The organism is Clostridium sp. HBUAS56017, assembly GCF_007115085.1.
Classification (GTDB): Bacteria; Bacillota; Clostridia; order Clostridiales; family Clostridiaceae; genus Clostridium; species Clostridium cibarium.
The window spans coordinates 1-17,375 of sequence record NZ_SULK01000032.1; the positions used below are offsets into that span (position 1 = coordinate 1).

At 30.6% G+C, this 17,375-nt stretch carries 10 protein-coding genes and 1 riboswitch; of the genes, 3 read left to right on the forward strand and 7 right to left on the reverse strand.

From position 1 onward, the window contains the following. The first annotated feature begins 445 nt into the window (after window positions 1-445). Window positions 446-1,330: a DUF1002 domain-containing protein gene (locus FAY47_RS18480; RefSeq protein ID WP_143318407.1), complete on the forward strand. Its 885-nt coding sequence runs from the start codon at window positions 446-448 to the stop codon at window positions 1,328-1,330. A gap of 65 nt (window positions 1,331-1,395) precedes the next feature. Here FAY47_RS18480 and FAY47_RS18485 read toward each other — a convergent pair whose 3' ends face one another. Both FAY47_RS18485 and thiC read right to left on the reverse strand, forming a co-directional pair. After that, window positions 1,396-6,891 (reverse strand): S8 family serine peptidase, encoded by a 5,496-nt coding sequence (locus FAY47_RS18485; RefSeq protein WP_143318408.1) that lies wholly within the window; start codon window positions 6,889-6,891, stop codon window positions 1,396-1,398. A gap of 276 nt (window positions 6,892-7,167) precedes the next feature. Continuing rightward, window positions 7,168-8,475 (reverse strand): phosphomethylpyrimidine synthase ThiC, encoded by a 1,308-nt coding sequence (gene thiC, locus FAY47_RS18490; RefSeq protein WP_143318409.1) that lies wholly within the window; start codon window positions 8,473-8,475, stop codon window positions 7,168-7,170. A 78-nt stretch (window positions 8,476-8,553) separates the two neighbouring features. Beyond that, window positions 8,554-8,655: riboswitch (TPP riboswitch) on the reverse strand. Between the two features lie 298 nt (window positions 8,656-8,953). Between thiC and FAY47_RS18495 the strand changes: the two genes are divergently transcribed. Beyond that, complete coding sequence (locus tag FAY47_RS18495) at window positions 8,954-10,294, forward strand: PLP-dependent aminotransferase family protein (protein ID WP_143318410.1); 1,341 nt, start codon at window positions 8,954-8,956, stop codon at window positions 10,292-10,294. A 116-nt stretch (window positions 10,295-10,410) separates the two neighbouring features. Here FAY47_RS18495 and adhE read toward each other — a convergent pair whose 3' ends face one another. After that, entirely contained in the window at window positions 10,411-13,005 is a 2,595-nt protein-coding gene (adhE, locus tag FAY47_RS18500; RefSeq protein ID WP_143318411.1) for a bifunctional acetaldehyde-CoA/alcohol dehydrogenase, read from the reverse strand. Window positions 13,006-13,284: 279 nt separating this feature from the next. Between adhE and FAY47_RS18505 the strand changes: the two genes are divergently transcribed. Beyond that, window positions 13,285-14,124: a patatin family protein gene (locus FAY47_RS18505; RefSeq protein WP_143318412.1), complete on the forward strand. Its 840-nt coding sequence runs from the start codon at window positions 13,285-13,287 to the stop codon at window positions 14,122-14,124. Window positions 14,125-14,169: 45 nt separating this feature from the next. Here FAY47_RS18505 and FAY47_RS18510 read toward each other — a convergent pair whose 3' ends face one another. From FAY47_RS18510 to FAY47_RS18525, 4 genes are all read right to left on the reverse strand, one after another. Next, window positions 14,170-14,931 (reverse strand): transporter substrate-binding domain-containing protein, encoded by a 762-nt coding sequence (locus FAY47_RS18510; protein WP_143318413.1) that lies wholly within the window; start codon window positions 14,929-14,931, stop codon window positions 14,170-14,172. Window positions 14,932-15,007: 76 nt separating this feature from the next. Next, the gene (locus FAY47_RS18515; RefSeq protein WP_143318414.1) at window positions 15,008-15,736 is read right to left on the reverse strand and encodes an amino acid ABC transporter ATP-binding protein; all 729 of its coding nucleotides are present in this window, start codon (window positions 15,734-15,736) and stop codon (window positions 15,008-15,010) included. Further along, the gene (locus tag FAY47_RS18520; protein ID WP_143318415.1) at window positions 15,720-16,382 is read right to left on the reverse strand and encodes an amino acid ABC transporter permease; all 663 of its coding nucleotides are present in this window, start codon (window positions 16,380-16,382) and stop codon (window positions 15,720-15,722) included. Before FAY47_RS18520 ends, FAY47_RS18515 begins: the two co-directional genes overlap by 17 nt. 13 nt (window positions 16,383-16,395) lie before the next feature. Then, on the reverse strand, window positions 16,396-17,157 hold the full coding sequence (locus FAY47_RS18525; RefSeq protein ID WP_143318416.1) for a transporter substrate-binding domain-containing protein: 762 nt from the start codon (window positions 17,155-17,157) through the stop codon (window positions 16,396-16,398). Window positions 17,158-17,375: the final 218 nt, after the last annotated feature.

A 17,375-nucleotide genomic window follows, 5' to 3' on the forward strand; every position in this document is an offset into this window, starting at 1 on the left:
CTGGTTTTTAACTTATTTATATCTGTTCAATTTTCAAAGACCATTTTGTTTGTCGCCCTCAAGCGACTTTCTTATCTTATCACCTATACAAACTCTTGTCAACACCTTTTTTAAACATTAATTTTTAAAAAGTGACTTGATTTGTTTAGCCGATGTACATAATGTTATCACATATACTTTTATTTTAATAATAAGCATATACACCGAGTTAGCATTAAATTATTATTTCGCCATATTTCTCACTTTTTCAAATCAATATATATATTGATACACTAGGCATAGTTTGTGCATCTTTATAATATTTATACTACTATATTTAAAATAATTTATATATCTACATCATAAATTTATATTATTTTAAACTAAAAGTAATAAACTCTAAAGAAAGTAATAAGATATTTTATGCTATAATTATACAAAACTAAATAATGTAAGGAGATTAATTATGAAATCAAAATCATTTATAAACAAATTAATGTTATCATTATTATCATTAACTATTATTACTTCACCTTTTAGCAGCACTAAGGTTTCTGCTGATTCTTATAAAGTTGTAACTTTAGGAGCTGATTTAAATCAAGAACAAAAAAATGAAATGCTAAAATACTTTAATGTTACTAAAAATGATGCAAATGTAATAGAAATAACTTCAAAAGAGGAATATGCTGCTTTAGGAAAAGTAGCTACAGCAACACAATTAGGAAACAAATCAATATCTTGCTCTTATGTTGAACCAACCAATAGTGGTGGCTTAGATATAAGCACTAACAATCTAACATGGGTTACTGACAATATGATAAAAAATTCTCTTATAACTGCTGGGATTAAAAATGCAACTGTAAAAGCCTCTGCTCCATTTAAAGTATCTGGAACTGCTGCTCTTACAGGCATACTTAAAGGATTTGAAAATAGTTCTAGCGGAGAAAAAATTGATGATAGCAAAAAAGAAGCTGCTAATAACGAAATTGTAGTTACAGGAGCCTTAGGCGACAAGCTTGGCCAAGATGATGCCACAAATCTTATAAATAATGTTAAAAAAGATGTAATTAAGGAAAAACCAAAAACTGATGAAGAGTTAAATAAAATAGTAGATAAAGAAGTTAAAGAATTTAAGGACAAACTATCAGATGATGACATAAATAATATCAAAACATTAATGTCAAAAATTAATGATCTACATTTAGACTATAGCTCAATAAAAGATCAACTTAATGATGTAACAAAACAATTGAAAGATAAATTAACTAGCACTGAAGCTAAGGGGTTCTTCTCAAAGGTTGGGGATTTCTTTTCTGGAATTTGGGATTCAATAACTAGTTTATTTTCATAAAAGTAATAATTCAAAATAAAAAAGTAAGCTATCTAAATCAAAGTTTAGATAGCTTATTTTCTAAATTAACTATTCTTCTTTCTTCTTTTCCCTGATATAAACAATCCAGCACCTGATACTAAAGCTATTAAAGTGACGCCTAAAATCATAGATAATGAATTTTTATCTCCAGTTTTTTCAGACAAGCCGCTCTTATTTCCTGTTGAATTTGTATTCATTGCTCCATTATCTGGATTACCATCTTTATTATCAACTAATTTTTCAGCTATTGTAAATTTAGTGAAATGAGATGTTTCAAATACAAATTCTGAAGATTCATTTAGGAATTCTCCTCCTATCTCTTTCCAAGTATTTGTACTTTCATCATAATAATATGCTGCTAGTTTCCCTTTATCCAAATTCTTAAGTTGATCATCTGTAATTTTAATTGATACTTTTACCTTATTACCATTAAAATCACTTATAACCTTTCCGTGTGAATTTGTTAATGATAAATCAATTATTTCTCCTATTGACTTCAATGTTGATAACAAGTCTCTATCTTCATAAATCTTTTGATCAAAACTTACTGTTCCAGTTGAAGCTAGTTCTAACAACTTGCTTGGAAGAACGATCTTTGTATTTGGTGAAGTAACAATTGAATCTCTTGATACATCTTCAATTATAGCTCTTAAATTTTCTCCGCTTGTACTTTCATATACAAATGCATTATCTCCAGCAGGTTTAATATTTTTGCTATGTGTTATTATGTGTCTATTTCCTTCAATTCTTTCAAATGAACTTTGTGATATTCTAAATGACTTCTTAGTAACATTAGATTTATTTCCTGATTTATCTACAGCATAAGCTTCTAAAACATAATCACCTTCAACATCCAACTTCTCACCATTATATTCTTTACCATTTAATAGTAATGTTAACTTAGCATCCTTGTCATCTACAGTAGCAATTGGAGTAATAGGAGTGTAATAAGTTTGTCCATCTTTAACTCCATTAATATCAACTACTGGAGCAGTAGTATCAACTTGAACAAAGGTTTTACTATGCACACTAACATTACCTGCATAATCCACTACCCTTGCATAAACAGCAGTATCATTATCTACTTCAATTTTGCCTGTATATTTAACATAGTTTGTGCCATCGAAACTATACTCTATTCTATCCACTTGATTTTCATCTGTTTTTATTTCTACTTCTACAGGTTTGTTTGTTTCTCTTAGCACATCAATGCTTGGTGCATTCGGTGCAACTTTATCTAAAATTACTTTAATATCATCTGAAACCTTATTCCCAAATTCATCTTCAGCTAATAAGCTAACATGATTTAATCCATCATTTAAATTTATATCTTTTGAAAATTCTTTCTCTAATAACCTTTCATCTGATACTGGTTGGCTGTCAAAATGTATTAAACAATCTCCATTTAAATAGAATGAATATCCAAACATGTTATCTGTCACTTTACCACTTACATTAAATTTAGAATTATTGGTATATATATTCCCATCTTCTCTTATTAATGGCAAACTCATAGAAATCTTAGGTAAAGTTTCATCATAGTATGCTTTATATGCATAATTGGCTACTATTTTTCCATCATTATCTTCTGCATATACCTTCAACAAGTTATTTCCATTCTTTACCGAAAAATCGTAAGTAAATGTTAAATCACTATTTATATTTACATCTTGTCCATTAATCTTTAGAACTTTTGCATTCTTATTTACATGTCCCAAAACTTTGTAAATACCATTTTTAACTTGGCTAGCTTTTATAAATTGAGCAAAACTCAAATTATCTATAGTAACATTTAATTTACTTAAAGAATTGCCTTTTACAACTGTCATATTCTTCACTGTACTGTTCCCAGCCTTATCTGAAACTAAAAGCTTAATTGAATTTAATCCATCTTTTAAGCTTACTTCCCCAGTTGCCTGTCCACTTTTTAGATCTAATGTAGTGCTGGAAGTACCATTTTTCAAATATCCTGTCACGCCTGTATCATCTTTTACTGAAACATTAAACTTAATACTATTATCTTCAGTAGTAAAATAAGGACTTGCGTCTCCTATATTTGGATCCACAGTAACTTCTGGATTTTTTGTATCTAAGATAACTTTATATTCTTTATCTAAAATATTTTTTCCACCCTTGTCTTCAGCCTGAATTTTAATTGTATTTATTCCTTCTTTAACATCTACTGGAGCTTCAAAATAGTTACTAGTTATTGCAACTTCTTTTCCATTAACAATTAGCTTTCCTAAATCATTACCTGCAGTTCCTTCTACAACATATTTACCATTAACTAATTCTGCCTGTCCAATAACTAATCCATCTTCCATTCCAGAAATGGCAATAGTTTTAAGATCATCAGCTTTAAGCTTTTCTGAAGCTTCTGTATAATTTCCAGCATTATCATATCCAGCTATTTGAACTGTATTGATTTCTCCCTCATTAAATGGTATTTCACTGGAATAAATACCATTAACCTCTGTTATATCACTCTCTTTAATAGCAATAATTTTCCCATCTATTGCAGCTGTAAAACTATTGTCAGGGCCTGATCCACCATCATTATCTGTTTCCTTCCACTTCAATTTATAGTGGATGCCACCTTTTGAATCTTTATATTTTTCTACACCTTCTATCTTAATTTCTGGTGCAACTGAATCTAATTTTACAGGAAGATCTAATACTTGTTCTTTACTTCCTTCAAGTTCCATGGAATTAGTTATTCTTATTTTATACTCCCCATCTTTAGCTTTCTCTTCTTTTCCTGTAGAAGAATTATATACTGTTCCATCCCACTTAGCACCATTTAAATACTTGGCATCTTCCTTACCTGAAGCATAATCACTATACATAGTTTTAACTACTCTTGGAGATACATAAAGATCCTTTATAACATTTCCATCTTTATCTATCACTTGTGCTTTTAACTCTTTAGAATTTCTTAACATGTATAAAGCGGGGAATAAATTATCCTTTATCCCATCTCCATTTGGTGAAATAGCAACTTTATCCTTTTCTATGAATAATTCATCATTCTTTATTGTTGATCCTAAATAATTATTTTTCCCATTTGAATAAGTCATTAATCCTGTTGTACCAATCTTATAATCACTGCTACCAACATACTTCGGAGCATCTACTATACTTTCCTTTCCCCAATCACCATAAAACCCCATATATGGCACTGATAGCGAAGGTTCAGCCAAATCTTCTGAAGTAAAGTGAATATATCCCTCAACAAAGTTTTCTGTAGCTACTTTGTCACTTAAATTCAATGTAGCCGTAACTTCAGCTGTAGAATTTGCTTTAACCACAACCTCATTTTTATCTAAAGTTACTCCTGATCCCTCAAGTTCAACTTCATGAATTTTATTATTATCTCCAATAACTTCACCATAAGCTTTTTCATTTTCTAGTTTATAAGTTATATCCTTTGATCCATAATTCTTTAACTCTAGATTAAATATAGTCTTCTTTCCAATTTGTTTTAATGCTGCTGCAGCTTTCCCATCCTTATAAGTTACTGTTACATTATTTTTGATAGCATTCTCTATTTGCATTAAACCAGCACCTTGTCTTCTTGTTGAATAAGGTATTGATTTACTAGAATCATACTTATCAATCATTATCTTAGCTGTATTCATAGCGGTATTTTTTGCGAATGTAACTAAATCTTTCCCTTTTAATCCAATCTTTTTCTCCTTTATTCCTTGAAGAATCAACGCTTCTGACCCTGAAGAATGAGGAGCCGCCATTGATGTTCCACTCATTACTTGGTAAGAGTTATTATTTGCTAAAGAATAAATATCTCCACCTGGTGCTGTTATCTCTGGCTTAAATTCTAAATCAGGAGTTGCTCCCCATGATGAGAACTGAGACATATCATCCTTATCTGTATTCTCAATTCCTGAAACAGAACCATCAGAGCTAAATTTAAACTCATCATCTCCAAGTTTTATATTATCCTTCATAACTAATGCATCTGCTCTACCTAAACTAAATACAGGAGAAGTAATATTTGATATTCCCATTCCAAAAGGAAGATTTCCACCTGCTTCATGGTTATATATAATTACCCCTGCAGCTTTATGAGCTATTGCATTATCATATTTACTTTGGAACGTAGTCACTCCTCTTTCAATTAATGCAATCTTTCCACTTAAATCTTGCCCATGAAAATCATCTTGTCCATCTTTTATAATACCTTTTCCACAATCAACTACCTTATGGTAATCTCCTAAAGCAGCTAAATTACTTCCTTCAATATTACTAAAAAATACTTTTCCTTTTGTCCCTTTATTTGATTCATAACTAACTTGTGGTAAAACTGTGCTAGAGTTTTCCATAGAAGCTATTGAGAATGCTCCTTTTGCTGTAGAAGGTGAACTAACTGTAGCTGTATCTTTTAATCCTGTCTCATCTGTTGGTTGTCCACTTGTGTTGGATGTTGTTGTTGTTTGCGAATTTCCTGCTGAAATAACACATATAACACCAGCATCTGTGGCATTTTTAACTGCCATATTTTCTGGATCCTCCTCTGCCGAAAAACCTGGTCCACCACCAAGACTCATGTTTATAACATCTGCACCTAATTTCACCGAATCTTCCATGGCTGCTATGATATCATCATCATAAGCAGATGGTGTAGCTGGATTGTTTGTGAATACCTTCATAGCTAAAAGCTGTGCTTCTGGAGCAACACCTTTCACTGCTTTAAAAGTACCTGTATCATTATCATCTCCATTAGCTGCAACTATACCTGCAACGTGCATACCATGTTGACTTCCATCATCAATTACATTATCATTACCATCTGCATAATTATATCCAAACGGAACTTTATCAGTAAAATGCGTACCATAATGAAGCTTGTCTATATTTACTTTAACATCTTCACCTTTTAACTTGATTTTGCTAGTATCTATTTTTTGAAGGTCTTTGTGTCTATAATCAATTCCTGTATCTATAATTGACACTACCATTCCTTCACCTTTATACCCAAGATCTTTCCAAACATCTGTTGCTCCAGTTATTTTCTTTGCAAATTCCATATCCGGCTTAAATGATCTCACTTCTGTAACTGTTTTTACCCCATCTATAGCACTTATAGCACCTATATTTTTTCTTTTTGTATTAATTGAAAAACCATTAACTAAATAACCAAAACTTCTTTTAACAGTAGTTCCAGTTATAGCTTCAACCTGACTAATAACATTGCTTTGAGACGATTTGACTCCTTCTTCTTTTTCTTTTACTGAATCAGTATAATCAGTTCCATCATCCTTAATTGCTGGTGAATCCTCTAATTGAACTATAACTCTAATGTCCTCTTCTAAACCAGAAGTTGTTCCATTTTCGTTAAATGAATTACCTTTAATGTACTTTGCTTGATTTGTTAATTTTTCCTCAAGTTGATTCTTTGCAGCTTCCTTTAACACATTTGTAGGCACTTCTTTTCCCAGTGCTGTTAATACACTACTATTCAGTATCACTGTAGTAGTTAGTGCTAAAGTAGTCATAAGAGAAATAAACCTTTTACTCTTCATTATAATCCCCCTTTTTATTCTCTAATTGTAATTATTTTCATATTGTTGTCTATTTTACATCTAATTTTTTCCCTTGTAAATATAATTTTAACTATTCTTCTTAAAAATTATATTTAAATACAAAAACTGAACTTTTTATATTTTTTTCCTTTATATTTTATTCATTTACATAGTTATACTTATTTTTTTTAATACTTTATTCTAAAAAATAAAGGATTAGTCTAAAATTCACAATAGACCAATCCTTGTTTTTTCTATATTTTGTATATTTTTATATTAATCTCTAAGTATATTTAAATCTTCTCCACTAAGAATCTTCTTCATTGTCCTCATAGAACACATTTTTCCACACATTGTGCATGATTCTTCATCATGTGGTTGTGATTCGGCTCTATATCTTCTTGCCTTTTCACCGTCAATAGCTAAGCTAAACATAGCTTCCCAATCTAAATCAGCTCTTGCTTTACTCATAGCATTATCTAAATCTCTTGCCCCTTTAACTCCTTTAGCTATATCTGCTGCATGAGCTGCAATCTTTGAAGCTATAATACCTTCCTTCATATCTTGTAAATCTGGTAATCTTAAATGTTCCGCTGGAGTAACATAACATAAAAAATCAGCTCCATAAGTAGCAGCAATAGCTCCTCCAATTGCTGATGTTATATGATCATACCCTGGTGCTATATCTGTAACTAATGGTCCTAAAACATAAAATGGTGCTCCATGACATAACTTCTTTTCTAATAACATATTAGCTTGTATTTCATTAAGTGCCATATGTCCAGGTCCTTCGATTATAATTTGTACATTTTTTTCCCAAGCTCTCTTTGTAAGTTCTCCTAAAGTAATAAGTTCCTTTATTTGACTAGCATCAGTGGAATCATTAATTGACCCTGGTCTTAATGCATCTCCCAAAGATATAGTCATATCATATTTAGAACAAATATCTAAAAGTTTATCAAAATGCTCATAAAACGGATTTTCTTTGTTATTTAACTCCATCCATGCAAACAATAACGAACCACCTCTTGACACTACACTAGTTAATCTATCATTTCTCTTTACTGTTTCAACAGCTTCTCTGTTAAGCCCTGCATGTATTGTTATAAAGTCAACCCCATCTTGACCATGCTTATCTACCACATCTAAAAATTCTTCAGCAGTTATATCTTTTAATTCTTTATCATAAAAACCTACGGCATCATATATTGGTACAGTTCCAAGCATTGCTGTAGACATCTCTACTATTTTTCTTCTCATGCCTTCAGTTTTCCCATAATTAGACAAATCCATTATAGCTTCTGCTTTCATTTCAAGAGCTACTCTTACTTTCTCTAATTCTTTATCACATTCTGGGCAATCTTTTGAAATTCCAAGATTAACATTAATTTTAGTTTTAAGCCCCTGCCCTACACCTTCAGGACTAAGCGTTTTATGATTTTTATTTGCTGGAATTGCTACCTTTCCTTCTGCAACTAAATTTCTCAATTCTCCTGCATCCATATTTTCTTTTTTTGCTACTATTTCCATTTCTCTTGTAATGATGCCTTTTCTAGCTGCATCCATTTGTGTTGTGTAATTCATAAATGAATCCTCCTCATTTTTTTCTCTATAAAAAAAAGCTTGCCAAAGCAAGCTTAAAATTACTACACAAATAATATAGTTAAATTAATATTGCTTCCCTCCGATGGCATTATCCATATCAGGTTACAAGGGTTAGGATTTTACTCCCTCTCAGCCAAATTGGCACCCCTAGCAAGTTTTCTTTATATTAATCTGATTATACTATTATTCCCTCTTCATTTCAATACATCATAAAACAATACAATTTCACTACTAACCCCCTTTAAGTCCGCATTTTACCAGCATATTCTTCAGAATATTACCATACAAGAATATTTATTCTTCAGAATATGTTCATTTTTTACCTTTATTAAAAACTTAATATTCAAATGATTACTTCACTATTATGAGATAAAACATTCTTTTGTTCATGAACATATTGTAGAAAATTAAATTATACTGTGATATTCTGAATTTATATGGATAGGAGGTATTAAACTTGAAAAGTATATATATGATAATTGCGGATGATATTAATGAATCTATACAAAAAGGCGAATTAAAACCTGGGGCAAAATTACCATCTATCAGAACTTTAACCAATAAATATAACTGTTCAAAAAATTCAGTTATAAAGGCCTATGAAACATTAAAAAATAATCATGTAATTTATTCTTCCCCTAAAAGTGGCTTTTTTATAGCTGAAACTTTAGATAGAGGTCAATTCAAAAGAGATACTATTAATTTTCACAGTGGAAATACCGTTATAGGCAATATGAATACAGAAGATTTAAAACACTGCCTAAAATGGGCTAGTGACATATATAAAAATTATTCTTTAGAAAGTGGCGTTTATGGTATTGACTCTTTAAGAGATAAATTGGCTACCCATCTTTCTAATTATCAAATATTTACCTCGAGAGATAATATTTTTATTAATATGGGTGTCTGTCAAACCTTAAGTACACTAAATGCTTTAGAATTTCCAAATAAAAAGACAACTATTTTGATAGAACAACCTACATATGCTATGTATATGGAAGGTCTAAAAAATAGTGATACACATGTAATAGGAATAGAAAGAGATGAAAATGGCATCGATCTCAAAGAATTAGAAAGGATATTTAAGGAAGAAAGTATTAAATTTTTCTATGTTATTCCACAGCATCATAATCCTTTAGGAACTACTTTAAGCAAAAATCAAAGAAAATCAATAGCTAAACTTGCTAAGAAATATGATGTATATATAGTTGAAGATGATTATTTTTCATGTATAGACGAAAATAAAAATTATGACCCTATATTCTCATATTCTGACCGTAAACACGTATTTTATATTAGTAGTTTCTCTAAAATTATGCCTTGGATGAGAATAGGATTTATAGTTTGCCCAACTTCTTTGATTGAAGCTCTTAGAAAATGTATGCATAAAATTCATTTTTTTTCATACCCTACAGCATCTCTATTATCACAAGCAACTTTAGAAATCTATCTTCAAAGCAAGCTACTTTATAAGCATACTTCATTAATAACCGCTGATTTAAAGAATAAATATAATGTTTTAAATGAAAACTTAAAATCTTTAGAATCTCTTGGTGTTGAAGTAGTTAAAGAACACTCTGGTTTTTATTGCTATCTAAAGCTTCCTGAATTGGTTAATGAAGATATATTAGTAAAGGAATTAGAAAAATCTAAAGTCATAGTTGGCCACGGGAAAAGATTTTATTTTGACGATAAATTCTATAAGAAAGGCATTAGGCTTAGCATTGCAAGTGTCAGTGACAATGATATTATAAAAGGAATTTCCATAATTGAAGAAAAGCTAAAAATGTTCATATGAAAAAGCCTTTAAATAAACTAAAAACTCTTTACTATTTAACAATACAAAAATACATCCGAGTTTATAAATTAATAAAAAGCTACCTTGTAAAAGTAGCTTTTTACCTAATTATCATATTAACTTTCTTTTGTATCGTATGCATTTATATAAAGTTGTTTTAACTCACTCATCAATGGGTATCTTGGGTTAGCTCCTGTACATTGATCATCAAATGCTTGCTCAACCATTTCATCTAATTGACCATAAAATTTATCTTCACCTACCCCTGCTGCCCTAATTGACTTCGGAACATTGAGTCTGTCTTTTAATCCTTCTATAGCCTCAATCAATAAATCTACCTTTTCTTCATCAGAACTTCCTCCTAAATGTAAGTGATCTGCTATCCTTGCATATCTCCATGCAGCATTTGGATATTTATATTGTGAAAATGCTGTTTGTTTAGTTGGAGCATCTGTAGCATTAAATTTAATAACCTCATTTATTAGCAAAGCATTTGCCATACCATGTGGCAAGTGATGAAATGCACCGAGTTTATGAGCCATCGAGTGGCATATTCCTAGAAAAGCATTAGCAAAAGCTACCCCTGCTATTGATGAAGCATGAGCCATCTTTTCTCTTGCCTTAACATTGGTTTGCCCTTCATTATAGCAATCTGGTAAGTATTTAAATACTAATCTTATTGCTTCAAGTGCTAACCCATTAGTATACTCAGATGCTAAAACTGAAACATATGCTTCTATTGCATGAACTAATACATCAATACCAGAGTATACAGTTAATCCTTTTGGCATACTCATCATAAGTTCTGCATCTACTATAGCCATGTCTGGAGTCAATTCATAATCTGCTAATGGATACTTAACTCCTGTTTTCTCATCAGTTATTACTGCAAACGGAGTTACTTCTGATCCAGTTCCTGCTGATGTTGGTATAGCAACCATCATAGCTTTCTCACCCATAGGTGGGAATTTATAAACTCTCTTTCTTATATCTAAAAATCTCATAGCTAAATCTTCAAATACAACATCTGGGTGTTCATACATTACCCACATTATCTTCGCCGCATCCATAGGTGAACCTCCACCCAAAGCTAATACTACATCCGGCTTATAGGAAAGCATAGCATCGGCTCCTGCTTTAGCTGCTTTTAAAGTTGGATCTGGTTCAACATCTGAGAATATTCTAAAATCTATTCCCAGTTCTTCTAAAACCCTAGTGACATGATCAGTATAACCTAAATCAGCTAAAACTCTATCTGTAACTATAAATACCTTCTTCTTACCTATTTCATCTAATTCTCTTAAGGCTACTGGTAAACAACCATATTTAAAGTAAATTTTTTCAGGGACTCTAAACCAAAGCATATTTTCTCTCCTCTCAGCAACACTCTTAACATTTAGTAAATGTTTAGGTCCTACATTTTCTGAAACTGAGTTTCCTCCCCAAGAACCACATCCAAGTGTTAATGATGGTGCTAACATAAAGTTATATATATCCCCAATCGCACCTTGTGATGCTGGCATGTTTATTAAAGTTCTAGCAGTTTTCATAGCTGCTCCAAAAGCATTTATTCTATCAACCGATTTAATTTGATCAGTATAAAGTATGGACGTATGACCCATACCACCTAATTCAATCAACCTTGAGGCTTTCTTTAGAGCTTCATCAAAGGTTTCAGCTTTATACATAGCTAATACCGGTGATAATTTTTCATGGGAAAATGGTTCATCAAGTTCTACTGATTCCACTTCTCCAACTAGTACTTTTGCATTTTCAGGAACACTTACACCTGCCATTTGAGCTATCTTAAATGCAGATTGACCTACTATATTTGAATTGAGCCCACCTTTTTCATTTAATATTATCTTTCTTACCTTATCAATTTCATCCCCTTTAAGTATATAAGCCCCTCTTTCGTCTAACTCTGACTTTACTTTATCATAAACTGAGTTCATAGCTATTATACTTTGTTCTGATGCACATATTACTCCATTATCAAAAGTCTTTGAAAGTAATATAGAGTTTACTGCCATTTTTATATGTGCAGTATCATCTATAATTGCTGGTGTATTTCCTGCACCAACTCCTATAGCAGGCTTTCCTGATGAATAAGCCGACTTAACCATTGCTGGACCACCAGTCGCTAGTATAATATCTGCTTCCTTCATTACCATTTGTGATAATTCTACAGAAGGTTCATCGATCCATGCTATTATTCCTTCAGGTGCTCCAGCATTAACAGCAGCTTCTAAAACTATCTTAGCAGCTTCAATTGTAGCTCTCTTCGCTCTTGGATGTGGACTTATTATTATTCCATTTCTTGTTTTTAATGCTATTAATGTTTTAAATATCGCAGTTGATGTAGGATTTGTAGTTGGGACTATTGCTGCTATTATTCCAAATGGTTCAGCAACCTTACTTATTCCGAAGGTTCTATCCTCATAAATAACCCCACAGGTTTTCATATCCTTATATTGATTATAGATATATTCTGCTGCAAAGTGATTTTTGATAACTTTATCTTCTACAATTCCCATTCCACTTTCTTCTACAGCAAGCTTCGCAAGGCCTATTCTTTGATTATTTGCTGCCATTGCCGCCTGTCTAAATATCTCATCAACCTGCTTTTGAGAAAATGATGCAAATATTCTTTGTGCTTTTCTTAATTCTTTAATTCTTTCAGTTAATTCTTGAGCATTGGTAACTTTCATATTTTTTCCTCCCAAATAAGCCAATTAATTATTATATATATTTCTTAACATAAGCATTAATTTTTAGCATTATTATTTTGTATTTAACTTATGTGTCTATTATTCATATTATTTACTACTGAACAAGAAAATATGAGTAATTATTTTTTTATTAATATACTTTTAACTAAATATGTATAAACTATTAACAAAAATTATCCAATATTATTGTACTTTATTAAATTAAAGCGTATAATTTTGTACATACAAATTTATAATAATACAAAATAAGGAGGAATTATGCCAAGCTTAATATTAGAAGGCGGAACATTTAGACCTATATTTAGTGCAGGTGTAATGGATGCATTATTAGATAATGATATAATGTTTCCATATTGTATAGGAGTTTCTGCTGGTATTACAAATGGAATTTCTTATTTATCAAAGCAGCATAAAAGAAACTTAGAAGTTCTAGAAAAATATAGATTAGATAAGAGATATTTAGGAATTAGGAATTTCTTCAAGTGCAGAAGTATATTTGGTCTTGATTTTGTTTTTAATGAAATTCCAAATAAACTTAATCCATTTGATATGGATACTTTTATGAAATATGAAGGAACTGCTCTTGTTGGAGTTACTAATGCTGAAACTGGAAAAACTGAGTATATTAATGCGAAAGAATTAGATGACAAATGTTCAATTCTTAGAGCTACCTGTGCCATTCCTCTTTTCTTTCCAGCAATCAAGGTTAAAGATGGTTTTTACTATGATGGTGGATTATGCGATCCCATTCCTATAAGAAAAGCAATCGCCGACGGTAATGAAAAACATCTCATTATACTAACCAGACCAAAGGAATATAGAAAAACCCTTGGAAAGAGCTACAAAATAGCCTCAAAGGTTATAGGGAGAAAATATCCTAATTTAATTAAGCCTTTGCTGACTAGACATGAACTTTACAATGATACTGTAAGATTTTGTGAAAAGCTCGAAGCTGAAGGAAAGGCAATAATAATAAGACCTACTATTGAACAATCTATAGAAAGCTTTGAAAAAGACATACTAAAATTAAAACAAGGATGGCAAAATGGATATGATGCTGCTGTAAATGTAATGGATGAAATAAAAAAGTTGTTCTAAATTAAGAACAACTTTTTTTTAATTCAAAAACTTATTTTACTATAACTATTTTGAAAGATACTGCTTAACTATCTCATCATACTTTCCATTATCTTTTATCTTTTTTAATCCTTCATTAAATTTCTTTAATAAATCTGCATTTTGTCCCTTGTTAACAGCGAAACCATAGTCTGCTTTAGTAACCTTATTACCAGCTATTTTTAATTTAGAACTAGTATCAACTTTAATCTTATATGCTATAACAGGATAATCTTCTAATGCAAAATCAGCATTTCCATTTTCCACTGCTTGGAACATAGATGGAGAATCTGAAAAATAATTTAATTGTAATCCATACTTATCTTTATTGTCTTCTGCAAATTTGGCACCTGCGGTTCCCTTCTTTAAAGAAGCTTTCTTACCTTGTAAGTCACTTTCTCCATTAATTGCTGTATTATTTGCATTTGTAATTATAGATAAACCTGCTTCAAAGTATGGTTCAGAAAAATCTAATGACTTTTTTCTTTCATCAGTCATACTTATACCTGCTATTGCTCCATCTAATTGATTAGAAGTAAGTCCTGGTATTATTCCATCAAAATCCATTGGTTTTAATTCATACTCAAATCCTTCTTCTTTTGCTACAGCATCTAAAACTTCTACATCAATACCTTTATATTTTCCATCTTCTTCAAAAGAAAAAGGTGCATACTTAGCATCTGTTGCTATTACGTATTTCTTATTTTCATTATTAGCCCCACATCCAACAAATAATGGCACCGACATTGTTACTGCTAAAATTGCTGCGATAAATAATTTTTTTCTCATTTTCTAGTCCCCCTTAATTAATTTAAAGAGCTTTTATTATAAAAAGCTCTTTATAAAACTTATAAATTTCTTTAATTTAGCCTATAACTTTATTTAAGAATTCTTTACACCTATCATTTTTTGGTGATTCAAAAACATCTTTTGGCGTACCTTCTTCCATAATATATCCTTGGTCCATAAATATTACTCTATCAGCAACTTCTTTAGCAAATCCCATTTCATGAGTAACAACTACCATTGTCATTCCTTCCTTTGCTAAATCTTGCATTACCTTTAATACTTCCCCAACCATTTCTGGATCTAATGCTGAAGTAGGTTCATCAAATAACATTATCTTAGGATTCATTGCTAATGCTCTTGCTATAGCAACCCTTTGCTTTTGTCCTCCAGATAACATATTAGGGTATTCATCTTGTTTATGATCTATCCCAACCTTCTTTAAAAGAGATAATGCCAGTTCTTGTGCTTTGGCCTTAGGCATTTTCTTCAAATCAATTGGCGCTAAAGTTATATTTTCCATTACTGTCAAGTGCGGAAATAAATTAAATGATTGAAAAACCATTCCTATATTTTCTCTCGCTTTATTTATATCACAACTTGGTTCTGATATATTTTGCCCTAATATATTTATAGATCCACCATCTATTACTTCAAGAGCATTTAAACATCTTAAGAATGTACTCTTTCCTGATCCTGATGGTCCTATTATACAGACAACTTCTCCTTCTTTTACATCTACAGAAATATCCTTAAGAACTTCTAAATTTCCATAATGTTTTTTAAGATTTTTAGCTTCTATTACCATAACTTAACTTCCTTTCTATATACTTAGAAACAATAGTTAATGCTGTTATTAATATAAAATACATTACAGCTATTATTGCATACATCTGGAAGGGTTTAAAGTTTTGGGCTATAATGATTTGCCCACTTTGAGTAAGCTCTCTTATACTTATTACTGTTAAAATTGATGTATCTTTTATTGTTACTATAAATTGATTTATTATAGATGGTATCATTACCTTAATTGCCTGAGGTAAAATAATTTTTCTCATAGATTTAAAATAATTAAACCCTAAACTTCTTGCAGCCTCCATTTGACCTGGATCAACTGCCATTATACCACCTCTAAATATTTCTGCCATATAGGCTCCTGCATTTAAACTTAATACTATTATACCTGCTAATTCTGGATCAAATCTTATTCCTAAAAGTTGACCAACTCCAAAATATAAGAATAATGCTTGAACGATTAGAGGTGTTCCTCTAATTATAAATATGTATACTGAAGCGATTGCTTTTAATATCTTTGACTTACTTATAGTAAATATACCAAATACTAATCCAATTATTACTGCAAATATTAGTGATACCACAGATATTTTTACAGTTACTAACAACCCATCTAATAAACTTGGCATACTATCTTTTAATAATTCTAAAAAATTCATACTTCTCCCCTTACTATTTTGAAATGTATTGATTAACTATCTCATCATACTTTCCACTATCTTTTAACTTCTTAAGTCCATCATTAAATTTCTTTAATAAATCTTTATTTTGATTTTTGTTAACAGCAAATCCATAGTTTGATATGTCAACTTTATTACCAACCATCTTTAACTTAGAATTTCCATCTACCTTAATCTTGTACCCTATAACAGGATAATCTTCTAAGGCAAAATCAGTATTTCCATTTTCTACTGCTTGGAACATAGATGGAGAATCTTCAAAATAGTTTAATTGCAATCCATACTTATCCTTATTATCTTCTGCAAATTTAGCACCTGCAGTTCCTTTCTTTACAGAAACACTTTTCCCTTTTATATCACTCTCTCCATTGATAGCAACATTATTTTTATTTGTAACTATTGATAAACCTGATTCAAAATATGGATCTGAAAAATCTAGAGCTTTTTTTCTCTCATCTGTAATACTCATTGCAGATATTGCTCCATCTAATTGATTAGATGTAAGACCTGGTATTATTCCATTAAAGTCCATTGGCTTTAATTCATATTCAAATCCTTCTTCTTTAGCTATTGCATCTAGAATTTCTACATCAATTCCTTTATATGTTCCATTTTCTTCAAACGAAAATGGAGCAAACTTAGCATCTGTTGCTATTACATATTTTTTATTTTCATTCTTAGCCCCACATCCCACTAGTAATGCTACTGACATTACTGAAGCTACTATCATCGCAATACATGACTTTTTTTTCACTTTTTTGTCCCCCTTAGTTAGTAAGAATGTAAAAAGCTTTTTATATTATCATAAAAAGCTCTTTCAAAATATATTAATAATATTTTATTATACATTATTTTACTAGTCAACAATTTATTTAAATTTATTAATTAAATTTGTTTTTTTTAATAATAAAATTAAACTTTTTTACAAAACTAGTATATTTTTTTTATTAAATTCCAAATATGATAATTACA

Bases quoted from the DNA above. Each gene is read 5' to 3' on its own strand.
- FAY47_RS18480 (WP_143318407.1), top strand. From the start codon at position 446: ATGAAATCAAAATCATTTATAAACAAATTAATGTTATCATTATTATCA.
- FAY47_RS18485 (WP_143318408.1), bottom strand. From the start codon at position 6,891: ATGAAGAGTAAAAGGTTTATTTCTCTTATGACTACTTTAGCACTAACT.
- thiC (WP_143318409.1), bottom strand. From the start codon at position 8,475: ATGAATTACACAACACAAATGGATGCAGCTAGAAAAGGCATCATTACA.
- adhE (WP_143318411.1), bottom strand. From the start codon at position 13,005: ATGAAAGTTACCAATGCTCAAGAATTAACTGAAAGAATTAAAGAATTA.
- FAY47_RS18505 (WP_143318412.1), top strand. From the start codon at position 13,285: ATGCCAAGCTTAATATTAGAAGGCGGAACATTTAGACCTATATTTAGT.
- FAY47_RS18510 (WP_143318413.1), bottom strand. From the start codon at position 14,931: ATGAGAAAAAAATTATTTATCGCAGCAATTTTAGCAGTAACAATGTCG.
- FAY47_RS18515 (WP_143318414.1), bottom strand. From the start codon at position 15,736: ATGGTAATAGAAGCTAAAAATCTTAAAAAACATTATGGAAATTTAGAA.
- FAY47_RS18520 (WP_143318415.1), bottom strand. From the start codon at position 16,382: ATGAATTTTTTAGAATTATTAAAAGATAGTATGCCAAGTTTATTAGAT.